The following is a 21,427-nucleotide window of genomic DNA, read 5'->3' as shown; positions in this document are numbered from 1 at the left end:
ACCCGGTGCCGCGCCACAGGAGGGCACCATGCGCCACCCCGCCTCCGGAGCGGCGCGCCGACGCGCGCGCCGGGCCACCGGCTCCACGCCCCTGCGCCGCAGACACCTCACCGGCACCACCCTCATCCTCGCCGGGCTGGCCGCCACCCTCGCCGCCCTGGTGTTCCCCGTCTGGACCTACGCCGACCGCTCCGCCGACGAGGCCGAGACCCTGAGCACCAGCACCCTCTCCACCCAGTACGGGCCCCTCTCCCCCCTGGACCAGGACTTCCTCACCAAGGTCCGGCTGGCCGGCCTCTGGGAACTCCCCGCCGGCCGGCAGGCGGAACGCAAGGGCACCACCCCGGCGGTCCGCACCGCGGGCGAGCACCTCGTCGAGGGGCACACCCTCCTCGACGCCCGCGTCCGCAACGTCGCCCGCCACCTCGGCCTCGTCCTGCCCGAGGAACCCACCGCCCAGCAGCGCCGGTGGCTCGACACCCTCGACTCCTCGCAGGGGGAGGCGTACGACCGCGACTTCGCGACCCTGCTGCGCCAGGCGCACGGCACGGTCTTCCCGCTGGTCGCCCAGGTCCGCGCGAGCACCCGCAACGTCCTGGTGCGGGAGCTCGCCGAGGACGCCAACACCACCGTCCTGGACCACATCAAGGTGCTGGAGGCCACGGGTTACGTCGACTTCGACGCGATGGCCCGTGACGCGGGGGTCGCGAGCCCGCCGCCGGGCAGCGTGGTGCCCCTTCCGTCCGCCGCCGCCTCGGCCACCTCCGCCACGTCCGCATCGTGAGAACCCCGTGGCGGTGACCGGCCGGTTGGTCTTGGATCAAGACTATGTTCCCGGTGTTCTCGGTCCTCCTGCTGCTCCTGGCCTGGTGCGCCGCCGGCACGGCCTGCGCGCGGCTCTGTCTCGCCGCGGTCCGCGCGGCCACCGCCGTCGTGACGTCCGCCGAGGCCTCCGGCAGCGGCGGCCGGGAGCGGGAACCGGGCGGTGAACTCACGCTGTACGAGGCCGCGTTCCTGTCCGGCGGTCCCACCAGGGTCGTCGATCTGACGCTGGTCTCCATGGCCCGCGGGCGACGGCTGCTGCTCGCACACACCGGCTGGGTCACGGTCGTCGACCCGGAACCGGAGGACGAGTGGGAGCGGTCGGTGCTCGGCGCCATAGGGCCGCAGGGCCAGTCCCGGCTCGCTCCGGTCCGCCGGGCGGCCGCCGCCGCGGACGCCGTGCGGGGGCTCGCCGACCGGCTGGTCGGCGCGGGGCTCGCGGTGCCGGACGGGGGCGGAGGGCGTACGACGGTGGCCGAGGCGGCGCGCCAGGTGCGCGTCGCCGCCGCGGCCGTGGTGGCGCTGGGACTCGTCGCGCTGCTGATGCCGGAGGACGGCGGCGCGGAGGACTGGCTGGTGGCGCTGTGGTTCGCGCTGCCGCTGCTGCTGGCCCTCGGCTGTCTGGCGATCACCCGCGTGGAGGCCCACCCGTACGCGCGGTGGGCCTCACCGACCGGTCAGCGGCTGCTCGCGGCGGCGGTCGCCGCCGAGGGGGTGGACCGGGAGCTGGCGCTGGTCGCCGTCCGCGGCACCCGGGCGCTGGAGGAGCCGGGACTGAGGGCGGCGTTCACCCACCGGTAGCCCCGGGAGACGTACCGCGGCCGGCAAGCCGGCCCCGCCACCTCCCTGCGGCGCCCGGTGCCCCGTCCCCCGAGGGTCGACCGCCGGCCCCCCGGCCCGCTTCCTCAGGCCAGCCCCGCCACCAGGTCCGCCACGTCCTTGCGGCGCCCGGTGTAGAACGGGATCTCCTCGCGGACGTGGCGGCGGGCCTCCGAGCCGCGCAGGTGGCGCATGAGGTCGACGATGCGGTGCAGTTCGTCGGCCTCGAAGGCGAGGATCCACTCGTAGTCGCCGAGGGAGAACGAGGCGACGGTGTTGGCGCGCACGTCCGGGTAGCCGCGGGCCATCTTGCCGTGGTCGGCGAGCATGCGGCGGCGGTCCTCGTCGGGCAGCAGGTACCAGTCGTAGGAGCGCACGAAGGGGTAGACGCTGATGTAGTCGCGGGGCGTCTCGTCGGCGAGGAACGCGGGGATGTGCGAGCGGTTGAACTCCGCGGGGCGGTGCAGCGCCATGTTCGACCACACCGGCTCCAGCGCGCGGCCCAGCTTCGTGCGGCGGAAGAGGTTGTACGCCTCCTGGAGCTGGTCGGCGGTCTCGGCGTGCCACCAGATCATGAGGTCGGCGTCGGCGCGCAGGCCGGAGAGGTCGTAGGTGCCGCGGACGGTGACGTCCTTGGCGGCGAGCTGGTCGAACAGTTCCCGCACCTCGTCGGCGTACCCGGCGCGGTCCTCGGGGAGGGTGTCCTTCAGCTTGAAGACGGACCACAGGGTGTAGCGGATGACCTCGTTGAGGTCCTTGGCCAGCTTGCCCTTGTTCGGGATCCGGCCGGGCTCGGTGGTGGGTGCGTCGTCACTCATGCGTCTATTCTCCCGCTCCTGCCTGGGCGCTCGGCACCGGGTGCCGCTTGTTCTCCGGTACTCCGGTGAGGTCGGCGCCCAGCTTCTCCACGGCGGCGTGGGCGCTCGCGACGCACGCCGGGATGCCGACGCCGTCGTAGGCCGCTCCGCAGACCGCGAGGCCGGGCAGGGCGGCGAGGTGCGCGCGGATCCGTGCCACGCGCGCGTGGTGGCCCACCGGGTACTGCGGCAGGCCGTCGTCCCAGCGTGTGACCCGGGTGGCGACGGGTTCGGCGCTCAGGCCGGTCGCCGTCCGCAGGTCACGCCGGGAGAGTGCGACGAGGCCGGCGTCGTCCCGGCCGAGGATCTCGCTCTCGCCGTACCGGCCCACCGAGGTGCGCAGCACCAGCAGCTCGGGGTCCTCCTCCGCGATCCAGCCCCATTTGCGGGAGGCGAAGGTGGCGGCCTTGATGGCGCGGCCGTCGGCCGGGGGCACCAGGAAGCCGCTGCCCTCGGGCAGCGCGGTGTCCCGGCGGCGGTAGGCGAGGGTGATCAGCGCCATGGAGGCGTACTCGACGCCGGACAGCTCGGCCGCGGCGGCGGGCGCCTCGGCGCGCAGCAGCGCGGCGGCGGGCCCGGCGGGCAGCGCCACCACGACGGCGTCGGCGGTCAGTTCCCGCTCCCCCGCGGTGATCCGCCAGCCCTCGGGCGTCCGGCGCAGCGCGGTGGCCGGGGTGCCGAGGGCGATCTCGCCGCCGCGGGCCCGCACCGACTCGGCGACGGCGAGCGGCAGTCGGCCGACCCCGCCCTCGATGCCGGTGAACACGGGGCCGCCCTGCCGGGGCGCGGCCGCCGTGCGGGCCTGGATCGCGCGGACCGCCTCGGTCAGGGAGGAGTGGGTGCGGGCGGCCTCGAAGAGCTGGGGCACGGCGGAGCGCATCGACAGCCGGTAGGCGTCGCCCGCGTAGACGCCGCCGAGCAGGGGCTCCACCAGGCGGTCGACGACCTCGCGGCCGAGCCGGCCGGCCACGTACTCCCCGACGGCCACGTCCTCGCCGACCTCGGTGGGCGGCAGCTCGGCCTCGCGCTCGATGCGGGCGAGGCCCTCCTCGGTGAGCAGTCCGGACAGCGCGGCGGCGGTGCCGGGCACGCCCATGACGTGGCCCTTGGGCATGGGGCGCAGCGCGTCCCGGGTCCAGATGGAGGCCGAGGCGGTGGCGGGCGGGGTCAGGCGGTCGGCGAGACCGGTCTCGCGGGCGAGGGCGACGGCCTCGGGGCGGCGGGCCAGGATCGACTCGGCACCGAGGTCGACGCGGACGCCGGCGATCTCGCCGGGCAGCAGCTTGCCGCCGACACGGTCCGCGGCCTCCAGGACCGTGACCCGGGCACCGCGGTCCAGCGAGCGGTGCGCGGCGGCCAGTCCGGCGATCCCGCCTCCCACGACGACGACATGCCCGGCCTGTGCGCGGGCCTCCTCTGCGCTCATGGCTCCACCCTCTCAAACCGCCCCGCCGTCCCGGACCCGCCCCCGCGCCGAGGGGCCCGTCCGCGCGGGAAAGGGGCCGGTCGGCCCACCCGGCCCGGGGCCGGACGGCCCGAGAGGGCGCCGCCGTCCGGCCCTTGCCGCCCGCACGGCCGCGCGCCGGGGGCCCGGTGTCCGGCTCGAGTCCCGAACGTGACCGCAACGGGACCCCGATCGGCGAACGTCCAGAGGTGGACGCACGTCGAAACGGTAAGCGTCACATCGACAACCCGGGGGGCTCCCACATGCGCACCACCACACATCCCAGGCGCCGCGGCAGGCGCACGCGGTCCGGCACCCGTCCGTCCGGCCGGCTGCCGGCGGCGGTGCTGCTGGGCGCCGCCCTCGTGCTGGCCGGCTGCAGCGCCGAATCCGGCGACTCCGGCGCGGACGCGGCCGGCGGCAAGGCGGCCGCGCCCGGCGCCGAGGCGGGGCGGCAGGGCGCGGCCGGCAGCGCCGCCGCCCGCAGCGGTGGCACCGCGGGGCCCGGGGCCTCGAAGCCGGCCCCGAGCAGCGTCGTCCGCACCGCCTCCCTCACCGTCCGGGTCAAGAACATGACCGAGGCCCTCGACACGGCACGCACGGCGGCGAGGGACGCGGGCGGCTTCGTCGGGGACGAGAACACGCGCCGGGACGAGGACGGCAGCCGGCACAGCGAGATCGTGCTGCGTGTGCCGACCGAGAAGTACGACGAGGTCCTCGGGGAACTGGAGGGCACCGGCGAGTTGTTGCGCCGCAACTCCAAGGCGGAGGACGTCACCGACCAGGTCGTCGACGTGGACAGCCGGGTGAAGTCGCAGCGCGCCAGCGTCGCCCGCGTCCGCAAGCTGATGGACCGGGCGACCGAGCTGAGCGACGTCGTCAGCCTGGAGAGCGAGCTCGGCAACCGGGAGGCCGACCTGGAGGCGCTCCTGGCCCAGCAGGCCTCGTTGAAGGACCGGGTGGGCCTCGCCACCGTCACGCTCACCCTCAGCGAGAAGACGGCCGCGGCGAGGAAGACGGCCGCCGCGGAGGACGACCCCGGCTTCCTGGACGCCCTGGCCGGCGGCTGGGGTGTCTTCCTGGCGGTGCTGCGCTGGATCGCCCTGGTGGTCGGCGCGCTGCTGCCGTTCCTGGTGGTGTTCGCCCTGGGAGCTGTGGTCTGGCGGCGGGTCCTCCGCCCGCGCCTCCCCCGCCGCCCGGCCCCGGCGACGTCCCCGGCCGCTCCCGGCACACTTCCGTCGGCGCCTCCCGCGCGGGACGGGAAGAGCTGATCCACCGGCGTCCGGCGGGCGGCGGCGAGCCGCCCGCCGGACGCCGAACTCCGTTCTCCCCGTAGCGTGTCCGCATGAGCATGGATGCCACGCGCCCGGACAGGGGCGGCAGGGAACGACTGGTCGTGATCGGCGGCGACGCGGCGGGCATGTCCGCCGCGTCGCAGGCGCGCCGGCTGCGGGACCCGGAGCGACTGGAGATCGTCGCGTTCGAACGCGGCCACTTCACCTCGTTCTCCGCCTGCGGGATCCCGTACTGGGTGGGCGGGGACGTCGCCGAGCGGGACGAGCTGATCGCCCGCACCCCCGAGGAGCACCGGGCCCGCGGCATCGACCTGCGGATGCGCACCGAGATCACGGAGATCGACGTCGCGGCCGCCAGGGTCCGCGCCCGGGACGTGGACTCCGGGACCGAGTCCTGGACCTCGTACGACAAGCTGGTCATCGCCACGGGTGCGCGTCCCGTCCGGCCGGAGCTGCCCGGGATGGACGCGCGCGGGGTGCACGGGGTGCAGACCCTGGACGACGGCCAGGCCCTGCTGGACACGCTCGCCACGACCCAGGGCCGGCGCGCGGTGGTCGTCGGCGCCGGGTACATCGGCGTGGAGATGGCCGAGGCGCTCCTCAACCGAGGCTACGAGGTGACGGTCCTCAACCGGGGCACGGAGCCCATGGCCACCCTCGACCCCGACATGGGCCGCCTGGTGCACGAGGCCATGGAGGGCATGGGCATCACCATGGTGAACGGCGCCGAGGTCACCGAGGTGCTCACCGGCGCCGGCGGCCGGGTGCGGGGAGTCGTGGCCGAGGGCCCGGAGGGTTCCGGGAGGACCGAGTACCCGGCGGACGTGGTGGTGCTCGGCATCGGCGTGCGCCCCGAGACGGCGCTGGCGAAGGCGGCCGGGCTGCCGCTGGGCGCCCACGGCGGGCTCCTCACCGACCTCGCGATGCGGGTGCGCGGGCACGAGAACATCTGGGCGGGCGGCGACTGCGTGGAGGTCCTCGACCTCGTCTCGGGCAGCGAGCGGCACATCGCCCTCGGTACCCACGCCAACAAGCAGGGCCAGGTCATCGGCACCAACGCGGGCGGCGGCTACGCCACGTTCCCCGGGGTCGTCGGCACGGCCGTGAGCAAGGTGTGCGCGCTGGAGATCGCCCGCACCGGGCTGCGGGAGAAGGACGCCCGGCGGGCGGGGCTGCAGTACGTGACCGTCACCATCGAGTCCTCCAGCCGCGCGGGCTACTACCCGGGCGCGGCCCCGATGACGGTGAAGATGCTCGCCGAGCGCCGCACCGGCCGCCTGCTCGGCACGCAGATCGTCGGCCGCGAGGGGGCCGCCAAGCGGGTCGACGTCGCCGCGGTGGCCCTCACCGCGGGCATGACCGTCGAGCGGATGACGGCGCTGGACCTCGGCTACGCCCCGCCGTTCTCACCGGTCTGGGACCCGGTCCTGGTGGCGGCCCGCAAGGCGACGGCGGCGGTCCGGGCACAGGGCGCCTGACCGCCGGACGCCCGCCCCGCTACGCCGACTCCCCGCTCCCGCCGACCCGCTCCGCGCCCGCCCGCGCCGGCTCCGCCGGGGGCCTCGGCGGGAGCGAGGACACCGAGGCGGAGGAGGTCGCGCCGACGGCGGACCCGGCGGTGGGCGCCGAGCGGGCATGGGCCGCCGTCCGGGTCGAGCGCAGACGGTGGCTGACCGCCTCGTCCAGCGTCACCGGCCGCTGCATCTGCGCGGCGAGCCGCCCCGCCTCCTGGCCCAGCCGGGCGACGTCCTCCCAGGGCAGGTGCAGCACGAGCGCGATCTCCGCCTCGCCGTCGGGCAGGGCGTGCATCGCGGGGGTGGCTCGGTCGTTCATCGTTCGTTCCTCACGTCGTCCGGGGACGGTCGAGGAGTCATACGCGGCGGCGAACGGCCGCGTTCACCGATTCGCCGGGCCCGTCCCGGGCAGTACTTACCTGTGGTGATCCCCGTCCATGACGTCAACCCGGTGCGCCGCACGCCCTACGTGACGTATGCGCTGATCGCGGCCAACTTCCTGGTGTTCCTGTTCATGCCCGGGCTGTCGGGCTCGGTGGCCGGGCAGAGCGATCTCGCGCAGCTCTGCCATCTGCAGGCCTTCCTGGACCACTACGCGGCGGTGCCCCGGGAGCTGATCCACCACCAGATGCCGCACCTGGTCCCGACGGGCGAGGTCGCCGCGGGACCGCACGGCGCGGCCTGTCTGGCGGCGCCGCCGGACTACGACAAGTCGCCGCCGCTGTCGGTGCTCACGGCGATGTTCCTGCACGGCGGCTGGCTGCACCTGCTGGGCAACATGCTGTTCCTGTACATCTTCGGCAACAACATCGAGGACCGGCTGGGGCACGTCAGGTTCACCCTGTTCTACCTGGTGTGCGGCTACGCGGCGGCGTACGGCTACGCGCTGGTCAACGAGAGCTCGGGCGACCCGCTGATCGGGGCCTCCGGGGCGATCGCCGGGGTGCTCGGCGCCTATCTGGTGCTGTACCCGAGGGCCAGGGTGTGGGTCCTCGTGCCCTTCCTGATCTTCCTGCCGCTGCGGCTGCCCGCGTGGATGGTGCTGGGCTTCTGGTTCGTGCTGCAGGCGGTGTACTCCTCCGGCAGCGGCGTCTCCGAGGCGGGTACGGTGGCCTACGTGGCGCACGTCGTCGGCTTCCTCGTCGGCATGGCGCTGGCCTGGCCGCTGCGGCCGGGCACCCCGCCGCCGCCGGAGCCGCGCCGACTGCTGTTCGGCAGGCAGGCGCGGCACACGTGGTGAGAGAGGCCCCGGGTCAGCGCGCGGTGCGTGTGTGCACGTACTCCACGAGCCGGGTCAGCGCGTCCGGGTCGGTGGCCGGGAGCACCCCGTGGCCGAGGTTGAAGACGTGGCCCTCCAGACCGGCGGCCGCGTCCAGCACCTCCTGCGCCTTGGCCTCGACGACGGCGGTCGGCGCGAACAGGATCGCCGGGTCCAGGTTGCCCTGGAGCGCCTTGCCGGGGCCGACGCGGCGGGCGGCCTCGTCGAGCGGGACGCGCCAGTCGACGCCGACGACGTCCGCGCCCGCCTCGCCGAGCAGGCCGAGCAGCTCGCCGGTGCCCGCGCCGAAGTGGATGCGCGGGACGCCGAGTCCGGCGACGGACTCAAGCACCTTCGCCGAGGCGGGGAAGACCGAGCGGCGGTAGTCGGCGGGAGAGAGCGCGCCGACCCAGGAGTCGAAGAGCTGGACGGCGGAGGCCCCGGCCGCGATCTGGACCTTGAGGAAGGCGGAGGCGATCCCCGCGAGGCGGTCCAGCAGGTCGGCCCAGAGCTGCGGGTCGCCGTACATGAGCGCCTTGGTGTGCTCGTGGTTGCGGGACGGGCCGCCCTCCACGAGGTAGCTGGCGAGTGTGAAGGGGGCGCCGGCGAAGCCGATGAGCGGGGTCGGGCCGAGCTCGCGGACGAGGATGCCCATGGCCTCGGTGACGTAGGAGACGTCCTCGGGGGTGAGGTCGCGCAGCTGGGCGAGGTCCGCGCGGGTGCGGATCGGCTGCGCCACGACGGGGCCGACGCCGGGCTTGATGTCCAGGTCGACGCCGATCGCTTTCAGCGGCACGACGATGTCGCTGTAGAAGACGGCCGCGTCGACGTGGTGCCGGCGCACCGGCTGGAGGGTGATCTCCGCGACCAGCTCCGGCATGGCGCAGGCTTCCAGCATCGGGATGCCCGCGCGCACCTCGTGGTACTCCGGCAGGGAGCGGCCGGCCTGGCGCATGAACCACACGGGGGTGTGCGGCACGGGTTCGCGCCGGCACGCCTTCAGGAAGGCGGACTCCTCGACGGCGGGGGCGATCGCTGACGGCTGGCCGCCCGTCACGGGGCGTTCTTCCTTGACACTCACCCACACAGTCTCCCACGCGCTCCGGGGACGGGACGCGTGGGGCGTCACCGGCGGCGACGGACGGTGCGGCCCCGCCGGTGGGCCCGCCGGTGCGGGGAAGGGCGCGGGCGGCGGGGCGCAAAAGCACCGGTCGTGCACCGCCGCACGGGTGTCCTTCCGCACACGAGCCGTCACTTCCCCTTAATCTTCCCCGCATGGCTGCGGCTCAGGGACGACTGTCGGACGACGCTGACGGAAGGGACGACGCGACGGAGGAGAACCGTAAAGCGATGCAGACGGCCCCGCCCCCCTTCCGCGCTGCCGTGGAGGCGCTGCGGACCGCCCGGCTGCGGCCGGAGATCGAGGTCTCGGCGACCCCGGCGCCCCGCCGGCTCGCCCCGCACGCCCACGCCCTGGAGGCCGCCGTCGTCGAGGGCGAGGACGACCTCGCCGACGGCCGCCTGGTCCTGCTGCACGACCCGGCCGGGCACGAGGCCTGGCAGGGCACCTTCCGGCTCGTGACCCTCGTGCGCGCGGAACTGGAGGCAGAGATGGCCGCCGACCCGCTGCTGCCGGACGTGTGCTGGTCCTGGCTGACCGGTGCGCTCCAGGGGCGCGGCCTGTCCTTCGGGGAACCCAGCGGCACGGTCACCCGGGCCAGCTCGCACTACTTCGGCGGCCTCGAGCAGCGGCCCGCCGCCTCCCAGATCGAGATCCGCGCCTCCTGGACGCCCCGCGAGGGACTCGGCGGGGTCCCCGACACCGCCGCGCACCTCGCCGCCTGGGGCGATCTGCTCTGCCAGGTCGCCGGTCTGCCCCCGGCCGGCCCGTCCGACGCCTCCGTGGTGACCCTCCCGCAGCGCAGGGGCCCCCAGCCCCGCTGACGCCCCTCTCCCCCACCGCCTCCCGAAGAGCCGCACCCCCCGGTGCGGCTCTTCTCGTGTGCGCGCCCGCGGTCCGCGCCCGTTCCCGTGCGGGTCACCCCACCCGACAGCTCAATTTGTCGATATGACACCTCACGCTTTGTCGATACGACCACTTTCCGACAGCTATCGACTCGCCAGCGACCCGATTCGATCTTCGGGTGATCGCTCGTGCGTCCGAATTGCACGGATTGTTACTCACCAAATCGTGATCATTCTCTAAAGGAGCCCCCCGTCGCTGCCGAAGACGACTGTGACCCTGAAAGCACGGTTCGTCCCGGCTTAAACCCCGAAGCCGGTCCCGTCCCCACCCCCCACCTCCCAGGAGGCCTGGTGTCCGTTCTCCTCGAGCAGCCCGCAAGCCTGGTCGCCTACCGCCCCAACAAGCCGACCGCCATGGTGGTCGTGGCCGACCCCCGGGTCCGCTCCACCGTCACCCGCCATCTGTGGGCGCTCGGAGTGCGTGACGTCATCGAGGCGTCGTCCGTGGCGGAGGCCCGTCCCCGAATCGGCAACCCGCGCGACATCTGCGTCGCCGACGTCCACCTCCCCGACGGCTCCGGCCTCACCCTGCTGTCGGAGACCCGCGCCGCCGGCTGGCCCAACGGTCTCGCCCTGTCCGCCGCCGACGACATCGGCGCCGTGCGCAACGCCCTGGCCGGAGGCGTCAAGGGGTACGTCGTCACCGGCACGCGCACCAACCTCGGGCTCCCCGCCCGTCCCGGCGTCTCCCCCCTCGGCGGCGCCGCCCGCATGCACCGCCGCCCCCCGGGTGCCCCGAGCCACCCGGGCGGCTACCGCGAGCTGTCCGGACGCGAGGTCGAGGTGCTGCGCCTGGTCGCGGAGGGCCAGTCGAACAAGGCGATCGGCGTCTCCATGGGCCTGTCCGCGCTCACCGTCAAGAGCCACCTGGCACGCATCGCCCGCAAGCTCGGCACGGGCGACCGGGCCGGCATGGTGGCGGTGGCCCTGCGCACCGGGATCATCCACTGAGCGGCCCACCGGCCGGCCGGCCGCCCCGGCCACCGACCGTTCACGGCGCCGAACGACCGGTCGTGCCCCGCCCCTGACCGGTTTACGCCCCTCCCGCACCCGCCGACGGAACGTTCCGTCGGCGGGTGCGGTGCATCCACGGATACCCTTGACAGGTGACCGACGCCCAAGAGACCGCAGCAGACAGCCCCCTGCGCACCGCGGAGGGCGCCCCTCCGGACACCGAGGTTGCCGCTGCGGCTCGGACACCGGTCCCCTTGCTGGAGCCCCGCGAGGGCATTCCACCAGTGATCTCCGACGAGGCCGGGCTCGCCGAGGTCGTCGCCGCCTTCGCCGCCGGCAGCGGTCCGGTGGCCGTCGACGCGGAGCGCGCCTCCGGGTACCGCTACGGCCAGCGCGCCTACCTCGTGCAGCTGCGCAGGGAAGGGGCCGGGAGCGCGCTGATCGACCCGGTCGCCTGCCCCGACCTCTCCGCGTTCGGCGCGGCCATCGCCGACGCCGAATGGGTTCTGCACGCCGCCACCCAGGACCTGCCCTGTCTCCGCGAAATAGGCATGCGTCCCACCCGCCTGTTCGACACGGAACTCGCCGGACGGCTGGCCGGCTTCCCCCGGGTCGGCCTCGGCGCCATGGTGGAGAACGTCCTCGGCTTCGTCCTGGAGAAGGGGCACTCGGCCGTCGACTGGTCGACCCGCCCGCTTCCCGAGCCGTGGCTGCGCTACGCCGCCCTCGATGTCGAGCTGCTGGTCGACCTGCGCGACGCGCTGGAGAAGGAGCTGGACCGGCAGGGCAAGCTGGAGTGGGCTCTGCAGGAGTTCGACGCGATCGCCTCCGCGCCGCCGGCCGAGCCGCGCAAGGACCCCTGGCGGCGCACCTCCGGAATGCACAAGGTGCGCCGGCGCCGGCAGATGGCGGTGGTGCGGGAGCTGTGGCAGACCCGGGACCGGATCGCGCAGCGCCGGGACGTCTCGCCGGGCAAGGTGCTCGGGGACACGGCGATCGTCGAGGCCGCGCTCGCCCTGCCGCCGAACGTGCACGCCCTCGCCGGGCTGAACGGCTTCGGGCACCGGATGGGGCGCCGGCAGCTCGAACAGTGGCAGAGCGCGGTGGACCGCGCGAAGGCGCTCCCCGAGGCGGAGCTGCCGCAGCCGGGGCAGCCGGTGACGGGGCCGCCGCCGCCCCGGGCGTGGGCCGACAAGGACCCGGCGGCGGCCGCGCGGCTGAGCGCGGCGCGGGCGGCGGTGTCGGCGCGGGCCGAGGAGCTGAACCTGCCGCCGGAGAACCTGATCACCCCGGACACCGTGCGGCGGGTGTGCTGGGAGCCGCCGCAGACCGTCGACGGCGAGTCCGTGGCGGCGGCGCTGGCGGGGTACGGGGCGCGGGCGTGGCAGGTGGAGCTGGTGACGCCGGTGCTGGTGGAGGCGCTGCGCTCCGCGGGCTGAGCGGGACGCTGCGCGCCGCCTGCGGGCGGTGCCCGGCCTCCGTGGGTCGCGCCCGGCCTTGACGGGCGGCACCCGGCTTCCGTGGGCGGCCCCCGCGACCGCACAGATCACGCCAAGATCCGCGTCGGGATTCGGGCAGGCGTGGGGCTTTTCCGCCCCCACCTCCCCTGTCCGTCCCACGCCTCGAAGGCGCTGCCCTTCGCACTCCGCGGGTGCGTCCTGCGCCCCTGACATACCGCACCCCCGGGCCGCGAGGCGCCGGGGGTGCGGGTGGTGCTGGTGGTGCTGACTACGCCGGGACGCTGGCCACGCCGGGGGCGAGGAAGCGCTTGCCGTTGACGCGCTCGGAGACGCCCTCGCGGTCCAGGTACGGCGTGATGCCGCCCAGGTGGAAGGGCCAGCCGGCGCCCGTGATCAGGCACAGGTCGATGTCCTGGGCCTCGGCGACGACACCCTCGTCGAGCATCAGGCCGATCTCCTGGGCCACCGCCTCCAGGACCCGTGCCCGGACCTGCTCCTCCGTCAGCACGGTGTCACCCTGCTTCAGCAGCGCGGCGACCTCCGGGTCCAGCTCCGGCTTGCCGCTCTCGTACACGTAGAAGCCGCGCTTGCCCGCCTCGACGACCGCCTTCAGGTTCGGGGAGACCGTGAAGCGCTCGGGGAAGGCCCGGTTCAGGGTCTCCGAGACGTGCAGGCCGATCGCGGGGCCGACCAGTTCCAGCAGGACCAACGGGGACATCGGCAGGCCCAGCGGCTCGACGGCGCGCTCGGCGACGTCGACCGGCGTGCCCTCGTCGATGACGTTCTGGATCTCGCCCATGAAGCGGGTCAGGATGCGGTTGACGACGAACGCGGGGGCGTCCTTCACCAGCACCGCGGTCTTCTTCAGCTTCTTGGCCACCGCGAAGGCCGTCGCCAGCGACGCGTCGTCCGTCTGCTCGCCGCGGACGATCTCCAGGAGCGGCAGCACGGCGACCGGGTTGAAGAAGTGGAAGCCGACGACCCGCTCGGGGTTCTTCAGCTTCGAGGCCATCTCCGTCACCGACAGGGAGGAGGTGTTGGTCGCGAGGATCGCGTGGGCCGGGGCGACCGCCTCGACCTCGGCGAACACCTGCTGCTTGACGCCGATCTCCTCGAAGACGGCCTCGATCACGAAGTCCGCGTCCGAGAAGCCCTCCGCCTTGTCCAGCACGCCGCTGACCAGGCCCTTGAGGCGGTTGGCCTTGTCCTGGTTGACGCGGCCCTTGCCGAGCAGCTTGTCGATCTCGGCGTGGACGTAGCCCACGCCCTTGTCGACGCGCTCCTGGTCGATGTCGGTCAGCACGACCGGCACCTCCAGGCGGCGCAGGAACAGCAGCGCGAGCTGGCTGGCCATCAGGCCGGCGCCGACCACGCCCACCTTGGTGACGGGACGCGCCAGTGCCTTGTCCGGCGCGCCCGCGGGGCGCTTGCCGCGCTTCTGGACGAGGTTGAAGGCGTAGATGCCGGAGCGCAGTTCGCCGCTCATGATGAGGTCGGCGAGGGCCTGGTCCTCGGCGTCGTAGCCCTGCTGGAGGTCGCCGTTCTTGGCGGCGGCGATGATGTCCAGGGCGCGGTAGGCGGCCGGGGCGGCGCCGTGCACCTTGGAGTCGGCGAGGAAGCGGCCCTTGGCGACGGCCTGGTCCCAGCCCTCGCCGCGGTCGATCACCGGGCGCTCCACCACGATCTCGCCCTTGAGCACGGCGGCCGTCCAGGTCAGCGACTGCTCCAGGAAGTCCGCGCCCTCGAACAGCGCGTCCGCGATGCCGAGTTCGTAGACCTGCGCGCCCTTGAGCTGCTTGTTCTGGTTGAGGCTGTTCTCGATGATCACCGAGACGGCCTTGTCGGCGCCGATCAGGTTCGGCAGCAGCGTGCAGCCGCCCCAGCCGGGGAGCAGGCCGAGGAAGACCTCGGGCAGCGAGAACGCCGGGAGGGCCGCGGAGACCGTGCGGTAGGAGCAGTGCAGGCCGATCTCCACGCCGCCGCCCATGGCCGCGCCGTTGTAGTACGCGAAGGTCGGCACGGCGAGCCCGGCCAGCCGCTTGAAGACGTCGTGGCCGCCCTTGCCGATGGCGAGCGCGTCCTCGTGGCTGCCGAGCAGTTCGACGCCCTTGAGGTCGGCGCCGACGGCGAAGATGAACGGCTTGCCGGTGACGCCGACACCGACGATCTCACCGGCCGCGGCCTCCTTCTCGACCTGGTCGATCGCGGCGTCGAAGTGCGCCAGCGACTGCGGGCCGAGGGTGGTCGGCTTGGTGTGGTCGTGCCCGTTGTCGAGCGTGATGAGCGCGAACCGCCCGGCGCCCAGCGGCAGGTCGAAGTGGCGTACGTGTGCCTGCGTGACGACCTCGCCCGGGAAGAGCTCGGCGGCACGCTTCAACAGGTCGGCGGTGGTGCTCACTTGTCGCCTCCGGCGTTCTCGAAGTGCGGGTTCTCCCAGACGACCGTCGCGCCCATGCCGAAGCCGACGCACATCGTGGTCAGGCCGTAGCGGACGTGCGGCTGCTCCTCGAACTGCCGGGCGAGCTGGGTCATCAGCCGGACGCCGGAGGAGGCGAGCGGGTGACCGAAGGCGATGGCGCCGCCGTACTGGTTGACGCGGGCGTCGTCGTCGGCGATGCCGTAGTGCTCCAGGAAGGCGAGGACCTGGACGGCGAAGGCCTCGTTGATCTCGAACAGGCCGATGTCGGAGATCGACAGGCCCGCCTTGGCCAGGGCCTTCTCGGTGGCCGGGATCGGGCCGTAGCCCATGACCTCGGGCTCGACGCCGGCGAAGGCGTAGGAGACCAGGCGCATCTTGACCGGGAGTCCGTGTCCGCGGGCGAAGTCCTCGCTCGCGATGACGGAGGCGGTGGCGCCGTCGTTCAGACCGGCCGCGTTGCCCGCGGTGACGCGGCCGTGCACGCGGAACGGGGTCTTGAGGTTCGCCAGGTTCTCCAGCGTGGTGCCCGGGCGCATCGGCTCGTCGGCCGTGACCAGGCCCCAGCCGGTCTCGCCGCCCTCGGGGGTGGTGCGGCGCACGGAGATCGGCACCAGGTCGGCCTGGATCTGGCCGCCTGCGTAGGCCTTGGCGGCCTTCTCCTGGGAGCGCACGGCGTACTCGTCGGCGCGCTGCTTGGTGATGCTCGGGTAGCGGTCGTGCAGGTTCTCGGCGGTCATGCCCATGAACAGGGCGGACTCGTCGACCAGCTTCTCGCTCACGAACCGCGGGTTGGGGTCGACGCCCTCGCCCATCGGGTGGCGGCCCATGTGCTCGACACCGCCCGCGATGGCGACGTCGTAGGCGCCGAAGGCGACGGAGCCGGCCACCGTGGTGACGGCGGTCAGGGCGCCCGCGCACATGCGGTCGATGGAGTAGCCGGGGACGGAGGTCGGCAGGCCCGCGAGAATGCCGGCGGTGCGGCCGATGGTCAGGCCCTGGTCACCGATCTGCGTGGTGGCGGCGACGGCGACCTCGTCGACCTTCTGAGGGTCGAGGCCGGGGTTGCGGCGCAGCAGCTCACGGATCGCCTTGACGACGAGGTCGTCGGCGCGGGTCTCGTGGTAGATGCCCTTCGGGCCCGCCTTGCCGAACGGGGTGCGGACGCCGTCGACGAAGACGACGTCCCTGACGGTACGAGGCACGATGGCTCTCCTCCAGGGTGCGGGGTGGCACTGCCGCGGCACGCTGAGCGTGCGCTCAGACTCTATGCTACTTACGGGTAACCATGCTGCCCAGCCCCCTCGCCGGGAGCGGTGAAGGTCACATGTCCCCGAGCGGCGCGGGACCCGGACGAGAGCGGTGAAAACGGCGGGTCAGAGCAGCCGCCAGGCCTCCAGCGCCAGCCCCGGCTCCGCCTTGCGGCGGGTCAGCCGCAGCTCCCCCGAGGCCGGCGAGAGCGTCGCCGCCACGACCCGACCCGCCCCGTCCTCCGCGAGCGCGACCCTCGCGTCCGGCTCCACCGGCTCCCCCGACTCCGTCCACCAGGCCCCCGCCGACTCCTGCTCCGCCGGGTACGCGGCGAAGACGACCCGGCCGCTCTTCGCGCGCTGGGCGAGCAAGGTGCAGGGCAGGCCCTCGAGTTCGCAGCCCACCGCCGCCACCGGGCCCGGGCCCGCGGCGGGCAGCAGGACGACCGGCTCCGCGCCGGAGCGCCAGGCGCACAGGTCGCCCGACTCGTCCGTGAAGAACACGGTGACGTGCGCCTCGGAGGTCGCGAGCGCGCGCAGGGTGCCCGGCCGCACCGGCACCCGCAGCGTGTCCCCGGGCACCGGGCGGGCACCCGGCTCCGGCTGGCGCCAGCACGCGATGCCGTCCGGCACGGTGCCGTACACCTCCACCAGCCCGGCGCGGGTGGAGACGGCCGCGAGATCCTCGTGCAGGCCCTGGCCCTTGAGGTCGCGCCAGGGGTCCCAGCCGCCCTTCTCCTTCTGGGCGACCATGCTCAGTCCCCCGCCCTTGTTGCGGACGAAGACGTGCGCGCGGCCCTGGGCGTCGACGGCGACGGCGGGCGGTCCGGTGACTCTGCCCTTCTTGTTGGGGTGCCCGATCGGGCTCCAGTCCAGGGCGGCCAGCGCGGGCCGGAAGTGGGTGGAGTGCACCAGGCCCGATTCCCCGTCGACCGTGGGGCGCCAGGAGACGAGGTGGGCGTAGTGGTCGGCGCCCTGCCCCACGGCGAGGACGGGATGCAGTCGCTGCTCGCCGCCGATGCGGCGGGGGGCGTCCCAGGCACCGGAGGGGACGCTCTCCGCCCGGCACAGGACGTGGTCGCCGGAGAGTCGGTAGAGGCTGAGCCGGCCGTCGCGGCCGCGGAGGAGCCAGTCGCCGTTCACCCGCCCACTTTATGACGCACGGCGACGGCGGCCGAAGGGCGGGGCGGGGGCACCGCGGCCGCGTGCGAGGCTGTCCGTCATGACCGAGCGGAGTGTGCCCCTGATTGTCGTCGACGCCGCGAATGTCGTCGGCTCCGTGCCCGACGGATGGTGGCGGGACCGGCGGGGAGCGGCGGAGCGGCTGCGGGACGCGCTGGCGGGACGCGGCGGGACCGGGCTCGCCGGGTGGGCGCCGCCGGTGGAGATCGTGATGGTGGTGGAGGGGGCCGCGCGCGGGGTCGAGCCGGTCCCCGGGGTGCGGGTGGAGGCGGCGGCCGGCAGCGGGGACGACACGATCGTGGAGGTCGTGCGGGCGGCGGCCGGACGGCGGTGCCTGGTGGTGACGGCCGACCGCGAACTGCGCCGCAGGGTGGGGGCGCTGGGCGCGGAGGTGGTGGGGCCGCGGGCGGTGCGCGGCGGCCCCACCGGGGAGTAGGAGTCCCGGGGCGCGCTCAGCCCTTCGCGGCGGCGCGCTCCTCCCCCCGTGCCAGCCGGCTGTGGGTGCGGCCGTACAGGAAGTACACCGCGAAGCCGATGACCATCCAGATGCCGAAGCGCAGCCAGGTCTCCGCGGGGAGGTTGAGCATCAGCCACAGGGAGGCCAGCACCGAGATGATCGGGACGACGGGGACCAGCGGGGTGCGGAAGGAACGCTCCAGGTCGGGGCGGGTACGGCGCAGGATGACCACGCTGATGGCGACCACGATGAAGGCGAAGAGCGTGCCGATGTTCACCAGTTCGGCCAGTTCGCTGAGGCTGGTGAAGCCCGCCACGACCGCGATGATCACGCCGAGCAGGATGGTCGGCCGGTAGGGGGTCCGGAAGCGCGGGTGGGTGTGCGAGAAGAAGCGCGGCAGCAGGCCGTCGCGGCTCATCGCGAAGAACACCCGGGCCTGACCGAGCAGCAGGATCATGCACACCGTGGTCAGGCCGACCGCCGCGCCGAAGCTGATCAGACCGGCGAACCAGGGGTGCCCGGTGGCCTTGAAGGCGTCGGCGAGCGGGGCGTCGATGGAGAGCTTGGTGTACTTCTGCATGCCGGTGACGACGATCGAGACGGCGACGTACAGCGTGGTGCAGATGATCAGGGAGCCGATGATGCCGCGCGGCACGTCGCGCTGCGGCACACGGGTCTCCTCGGCGGCGGTGGCGACGACGTCGAAGCCGATGAACGCGAAGAACACGACGGACGCGGCGGTGAAGATGCCCATGACGCCGAAGTTCGAGGGTGCCCAGCCGAAGATGAGCTGAATGAGTGGCGCCTTGAGGCTGCCGCCCGCCTCGACCGGCTGCTCCGGGGGCACGAACGGGTCGTAGTTGCCGCCGTGGATGAAGAAGGCGCCCGCGATGATGACGACGAGGACGACGGCGACCTTGATGGCGACGATGACCGTGGTGACCCGCGCGGAGAGCTTCATGCCCACGACGAGGATGGCGGTGAGGACGAGCACGAGCGCCGCGGCGAGGATGTCGAAGCCGAACCCGGAGGCGCCGTCCCGTCCGCTGAGCGCCGCGGGCAGATGCCAGCCCGCGTTGTCCAGCAGGGAGTGGATGTAGCCCGACCAGCCGACGGCCACCACCGCCGTGCCCAGCGCGAGTTCCAGGACGAGGTCCCAGCCGATGATCCAGGCGGGGAACTCGCCGAGGGAGGCGTAGGAGAAGGTGTACGCGGAACCCGCCACCGGGACCGTGGAGGCGAACTCGGCGTAGCAGAGGGCGGCCAGCGCGCAGACGATGCCGGCCACGACGAAGGACAGGGACACGGCGGGACCGGCGGTGTTCTTCGCGGCCGTTCCGGTCAGCACGAAGATGCCGGTGCCGATGATGACACCGACGCCGAAGACGGTCAGGTCGAGGGCGGAGAGGGATTTTCTGAGCGCGTGTTCGGGCTCTTCGGTGTCCCTGATCGACTGCTCGATGTTCTTCGTCCGGAAGAGGGTGTTGCTCACGGGCGTACCTCCCACACTCGTCGTCCCCGGTCCGTCCGGCATGTGTGATCGGGGCGGGGCGTACATGCGTATGCCCCCGTGTGGCCGGATTCACGCGAAGGAGCCGGTCCCCCCACCGTAAAGGCGGGGGGACCGGCTCGCTCCTCGGTGTGGGTCAGTCGCGTGCGGGTTCCTCGACGGGCTCGGCCTCGGCGGTCGGCCGCTCGAAGCGGCCGTCGAGCCGGGAGACCAGTCCGGTGACCTGGCGGGCGATGTCCGGCGCCGTGAGGCCGATCTCCGCCATGACCTCGGCGCGCGAGGCGTGGTCGAGGAAGCGCGGCGGGATGCCGAAGTCGCGCAGCGGGACGTCCACGCCCGCGTCGCGCAGTGCCTGGGCGATCGTGGAGCCGACACCTCCGACGCGCGAGTTGTCCTCGACGGTGACGACGACGCGGTGGCGCTCGGCGAGCGGCGCCAGGGCCTCGTCGACCGGCTTGACCCAACGGGGGTCGACGACGGTCGTGGAGATGCCCTGCCGGTCGAGGAGCCCGGCGATCTCCAGGCACATCGGGGCGAGCGCGCCGACGGACACCAGCAGCACGTCGGGGCGGTCGGTGCCGGGCTCGCGCAGGACGTCCATGCCGCCGACGCGGCCCACGGCGGGCACGGCGGGGCCGACGGCGCCCTTGGAGAAGCGGACCACGGTCGGCGCGTCCTCGACCTCGACGGCCTCGCGGAGCTGGGCGCGGACCTGGTCGGCGTCGCGCGGGGCGGCGAGCCGCAGGCCGGGGACCACCTGGAGGATGGACATGTCCCACATGCCGTTGTGGGAGGCGCCGTCGGTGCCGGTGATGCCGGCCCGGTCCAGGACGAAGGTCACGCCGCACTTGTGCAGGGCGACGTCCATGAGGACCTGGTCGAAGGCGCGGTTGAGGAAGGTGGCGTACACGGCGAAGACGGGGTGCGCGCCCGCGTGGGCCAGGCCGGCCGCGGAGACGGCGCCGTGCTGCTCGGCGATGCCGACGTCGTAGATGCGGTCCGGGAAGGCGTCCGCGAACTTCTTCAGGCCGACCGGCTGCAGCATGGCGGCCGTGATGGCCACGATGTCCTCGCGCTCCGTGCCGAGGCGGACCATCTCGTCGCCGAAGACGGAGGTCCAGTCGGCGCCCGCCGCCTTGACCGGCAGGCCGGTGTCGGGGTGGATGGGGCCGATGCCGTGGAAGCGGTCGGCCTCGTCCTGGAGGGCGGGCTGGTAGCCGCGGCCCTTCTCGGTGAGGCAGTGCACGATGACGGGCCCGCCGAACCGCTTGGCGCGGGTCAGCGCGGACTCCAGGGCCTCGATGTCGTGCCCGTCGATCGGGCCGACGTACTTCAGCCCGAGGTCCTCGAACATGCCCTGCGGGGTGATGAAGTCCTTCAGGCCCTTCTTGGCGCCGTGCAGCGTCTCGTACAGCGGCCGGCCCACGACCGGGGTCCGCTCCAGGACCTCGCGGGTGCGGGCCAGGAAGCGCTCGTAGCCGTCGGTGGTGCGCAGGGTGGCCAGGTGGTTGGCCAGGCCCCCGATGGTGGGGGCGTAGGACCGCTCGTTGTCGTTGACGACGATGACGAGGGGGCGGTCCTTGGCGTCCGCGATGTTGTTGAGCGCCTCCCAGGCCATGCCGCCGGTCAGGGCGCCGTCGCCGATGACCGCGACGACGTGGCTGTCGCGCTTCTTGAGCTGGTTGGCCTTGGCGATGCCGTCGGCCCAGCCCAGCACGGTGGAGGCGTGGCTGTTCTCGATGACGTCGTGCTCGGACTCGGCCTGCGAGGGGTAGCCGGACAGGCCGCCCTTCTGCTTCAGCCGGGAGAAGTCCTGGCGGCCGGTGAGCAGCTTGTGGACGTAGGACTGGTGGCCGGTGTCGAAGAGCACCTTGTCCTTGGGCGAGTGAAAGACGCGGTGCAGGGCGAGGGTGAGCTCGACGACCCCGAGGTTCGGGCCCAGGTGGCCGCCGGTCTTGGAGACCGCCTCGACCAGGAAGGTGCGGATCTCCTCCGCCAGCTCGTCCAGCTCCTCCAGGGTGAGCCGGTCCAGATCACGCGGTCCCCCGATGCGGGTCAGCAGCGGCACCCGTGCCTCCTTGCAGTAGAGCCGGCAGTTCCAGGCTTCGTTCGGCCCGACGAGTCTAATGTTCACCGTCGCCGCCCGACGCCCACCCCCGACGCG

At 73.7% G+C, this 21,427-nt stretch carries 18 protein-coding genes; 9 read left to right on the top strand and 9 right to left on the bottom strand.

Translation table 11 applies throughout. The features are described 5' to 3' along the window. Window positions 1-28 precede the first annotated feature (28 nt). Together OHB09_RS25900 and OHB09_RS25895 are read left to right on the top strand one after the other, a co-directional pair. The gene (locus OHB09_RS25900) at window positions 29-784 is read left to right on the top strand and encodes a DUF4142 domain-containing protein (RefSeq protein ID WP_328922608.1); all 756 of its coding nucleotides are present in this window, start codon (window positions 29-31) and stop codon (window positions 782-784) included. 53 nt (window positions 785-837) lie between these two features. Next, entirely contained in the window at window positions 838-1,623 is a 786-nt protein-coding gene (locus OHB09_RS25895; protein WP_234525373.1) for a TIGR04222 domain-containing membrane protein, read from the top strand. Window positions 1,624-1,727: 104 nt separating this feature from the next. Here the strand turns inward: OHB09_RS25895 and hemQ are convergent, their stop codons facing one another. Next, window positions 1,728-2,459 (bottom strand): hydrogen peroxide-dependent heme synthase, encoded by a 732-nt coding sequence (gene hemQ, locus OHB09_RS25890; protein ID WP_006142804.1) that lies wholly within the window; start codon window positions 2,457-2,459, stop codon window positions 1,728-1,730. Window positions 2,460-2,463: 4 nt separating this feature from the next. Beyond that, entirely contained in the window at window positions 2,464-3,924 is a 1,461-nt protein-coding gene (hemG, locus tag OHB09_RS25885; protein ID WP_328922607.1) for a protoporphyrinogen oxidase, read from the bottom strand. A gap of 281 nt (window positions 3,925-4,205) precedes the next feature. Here hemG and OHB09_RS25880 point away from each other — a divergent pair, with 281 nt between their 5' ends. Together OHB09_RS25880 and OHB09_RS25875 are read left to right on the top strand one after the other, a co-directional pair. Then, on the top strand, window positions 4,206-5,213 hold the full coding sequence (locus tag OHB09_RS25880) for a DUF4349 domain-containing protein (protein WP_328922606.1): 1,008 nt from the start codon (window positions 4,206-4,208) through the stop codon (window positions 5,211-5,213). An 80-nt stretch (window positions 5,214-5,293) separates the two neighbouring features. Then, window positions 5,294-6,715, top strand: a complete 1,422-nt coding sequence (locus tag OHB09_RS25875; RefSeq protein WP_191852157.1) for an FAD-dependent oxidoreductase — start codon at window positions 5,294-5,296, stop codon at window positions 6,713-6,715. Between the two features lie 19 nt (window positions 6,716-6,734). Here the strand turns inward: OHB09_RS25875 and OHB09_RS25870 are convergent, their stop codons facing one another. Then, a complete protein-coding gene (locus OHB09_RS25870; RefSeq protein WP_167792922.1) occupies window positions 6,735-7,070 on the bottom strand; it encodes a hypothetical protein in 336 nt (111 codons plus the stop codon). A gap of 102 nt (window positions 7,071-7,172) precedes the next feature. On the opposite strand from OHB09_RS25870, the gene OHB09_RS25865 reads away from it, so the two are divergent. Then, on the top strand, window positions 7,173-7,991 hold the full coding sequence (locus OHB09_RS25865) for a rhomboid family intramembrane serine protease (RefSeq protein ID WP_006142798.1): 819 nt from the start codon (window positions 7,173-7,175) through the stop codon (window positions 7,989-7,991). 13 nt (window positions 7,992-8,004) lie between these two features. On the opposite strand, the gene hemE is transcribed toward OHB09_RS25865, so the two are convergent. Then, a complete protein-coding gene (gene hemE, locus OHB09_RS25860) occupies window positions 8,005-9,066 on the bottom strand; it encodes a uroporphyrinogen decarboxylase (protein WP_328923059.1) in 1,062 nt (353 codons plus the stop codon). Window positions 9,067-9,284: 218 nt separating this feature from the next. On the opposite strand from hemE, the gene OHB09_RS25855 reads away from it, so the two are divergent. The 3 genes from OHB09_RS25855 to OHB09_RS25845 all read left to right on the top strand — a co-directional run bounded on the left by OHB09_RS25855 (window position 9,285) and on the right by OHB09_RS25845 (window position 12,427). Then, window positions 9,285-9,953, top strand: a complete 669-nt coding sequence (locus OHB09_RS25855) for a DUF3000 domain-containing protein (RefSeq protein WP_040896499.1) — start codon at window positions 9,285-9,287, stop codon at window positions 9,951-9,953. Window positions 9,954-10,325: 372 nt separating this feature from the next. Next, window positions 10,326-10,985 (top strand): response regulator transcription factor, encoded by a 660-nt coding sequence (locus tag OHB09_RS25850; protein WP_006142795.1) that lies wholly within the window; start codon window positions 10,326-10,328, stop codon window positions 10,983-10,985. A 155-nt stretch (window positions 10,986-11,140) separates the two neighbouring features. Further along, window positions 11,141-12,427 (top strand): ribonuclease D, encoded by a 1,287-nt coding sequence (locus OHB09_RS25845; protein WP_006142794.1) that lies wholly within the window; start codon window positions 11,141-11,143, stop codon window positions 12,425-12,427. 289 nt (window positions 12,428-12,716) lie between these two features. Here the strand turns inward: OHB09_RS25845 and OHB09_RS25840 are convergent, their stop codons facing one another. From OHB09_RS25840 to OHB09_RS25830, 3 genes are all read right to left on the bottom strand, one after another. Next, window positions 12,717-14,846 (bottom strand): 3-hydroxyacyl-CoA dehydrogenase NAD-binding domain-containing protein, encoded by a 2,130-nt coding sequence (locus OHB09_RS25840; protein WP_319115994.1) that lies wholly within the window; start codon window positions 14,844-14,846, stop codon window positions 12,717-12,719. Further along, window positions 14,843-16,069, bottom strand: coding sequence for a thiolase family protein (locus OHB09_RS25835; RefSeq protein WP_191851996.1), 1,227 nt, complete (start codon window positions 16,067-16,069; stop codon window positions 14,843-14,845). The genes OHB09_RS25840 and OHB09_RS25835 overlap by 4 nt, the downstream gene beginning before the upstream one ends. 171 nt (window positions 16,070-16,240) lie before the next feature. Further along, a complete protein-coding gene (locus tag OHB09_RS25830; protein ID WP_006142791.1) occupies window positions 16,241-17,257 on the bottom strand; it encodes a hypothetical protein in 1,017 nt (338 codons plus the stop codon). Window positions 17,258-17,336: 79 nt separating this feature from the next. On the opposite strand from OHB09_RS25830, the gene OHB09_RS25825 reads away from it, so the two are divergent. Then, window positions 17,337-17,732 (top strand): PIN domain-containing protein, encoded by a 396-nt coding sequence (locus OHB09_RS25825; protein ID WP_040896495.1) that lies wholly within the window; start codon window positions 17,337-17,339, stop codon window positions 17,730-17,732. Window positions 17,733-17,748: 16 nt separating this feature from the next. Here OHB09_RS25825 and OHB09_RS25820 read toward each other — a convergent pair whose 3' ends face one another. Together OHB09_RS25820 and dxs are read right to left on the bottom strand one after the other, a co-directional pair. After that, window positions 17,749-19,245 (bottom strand): amino acid permease, encoded by a 1,497-nt coding sequence (locus OHB09_RS25820; protein ID WP_328922605.1) that lies wholly within the window; start codon window positions 19,243-19,245, stop codon window positions 17,749-17,751. Window positions 19,246-19,399: 154 nt separating this feature from the next. After that, a complete protein-coding gene (dxs, locus tag OHB09_RS25815; protein ID WP_006142787.1) occupies window positions 19,400-21,331 on the bottom strand; it encodes a 1-deoxy-D-xylulose-5-phosphate synthase in 1,932 nt (643 codons plus the stop codon). Window positions 21,332-21,427 lie beyond the last annotated feature (96 nt).

This window comes from Streptomyces griseoaurantiacus (genome assembly GCF_036189845.1).
In the GTDB taxonomy this organism is placed as follows: Bacteria; Actinomycetota; Actinomycetes; order Streptomycetales; family Streptomycetaceae; genus Streptomyces; species Streptomyces griseoaurantiacus.
This window is presented reverse-complemented; position numbering and strand designations above follow the sequence as displayed.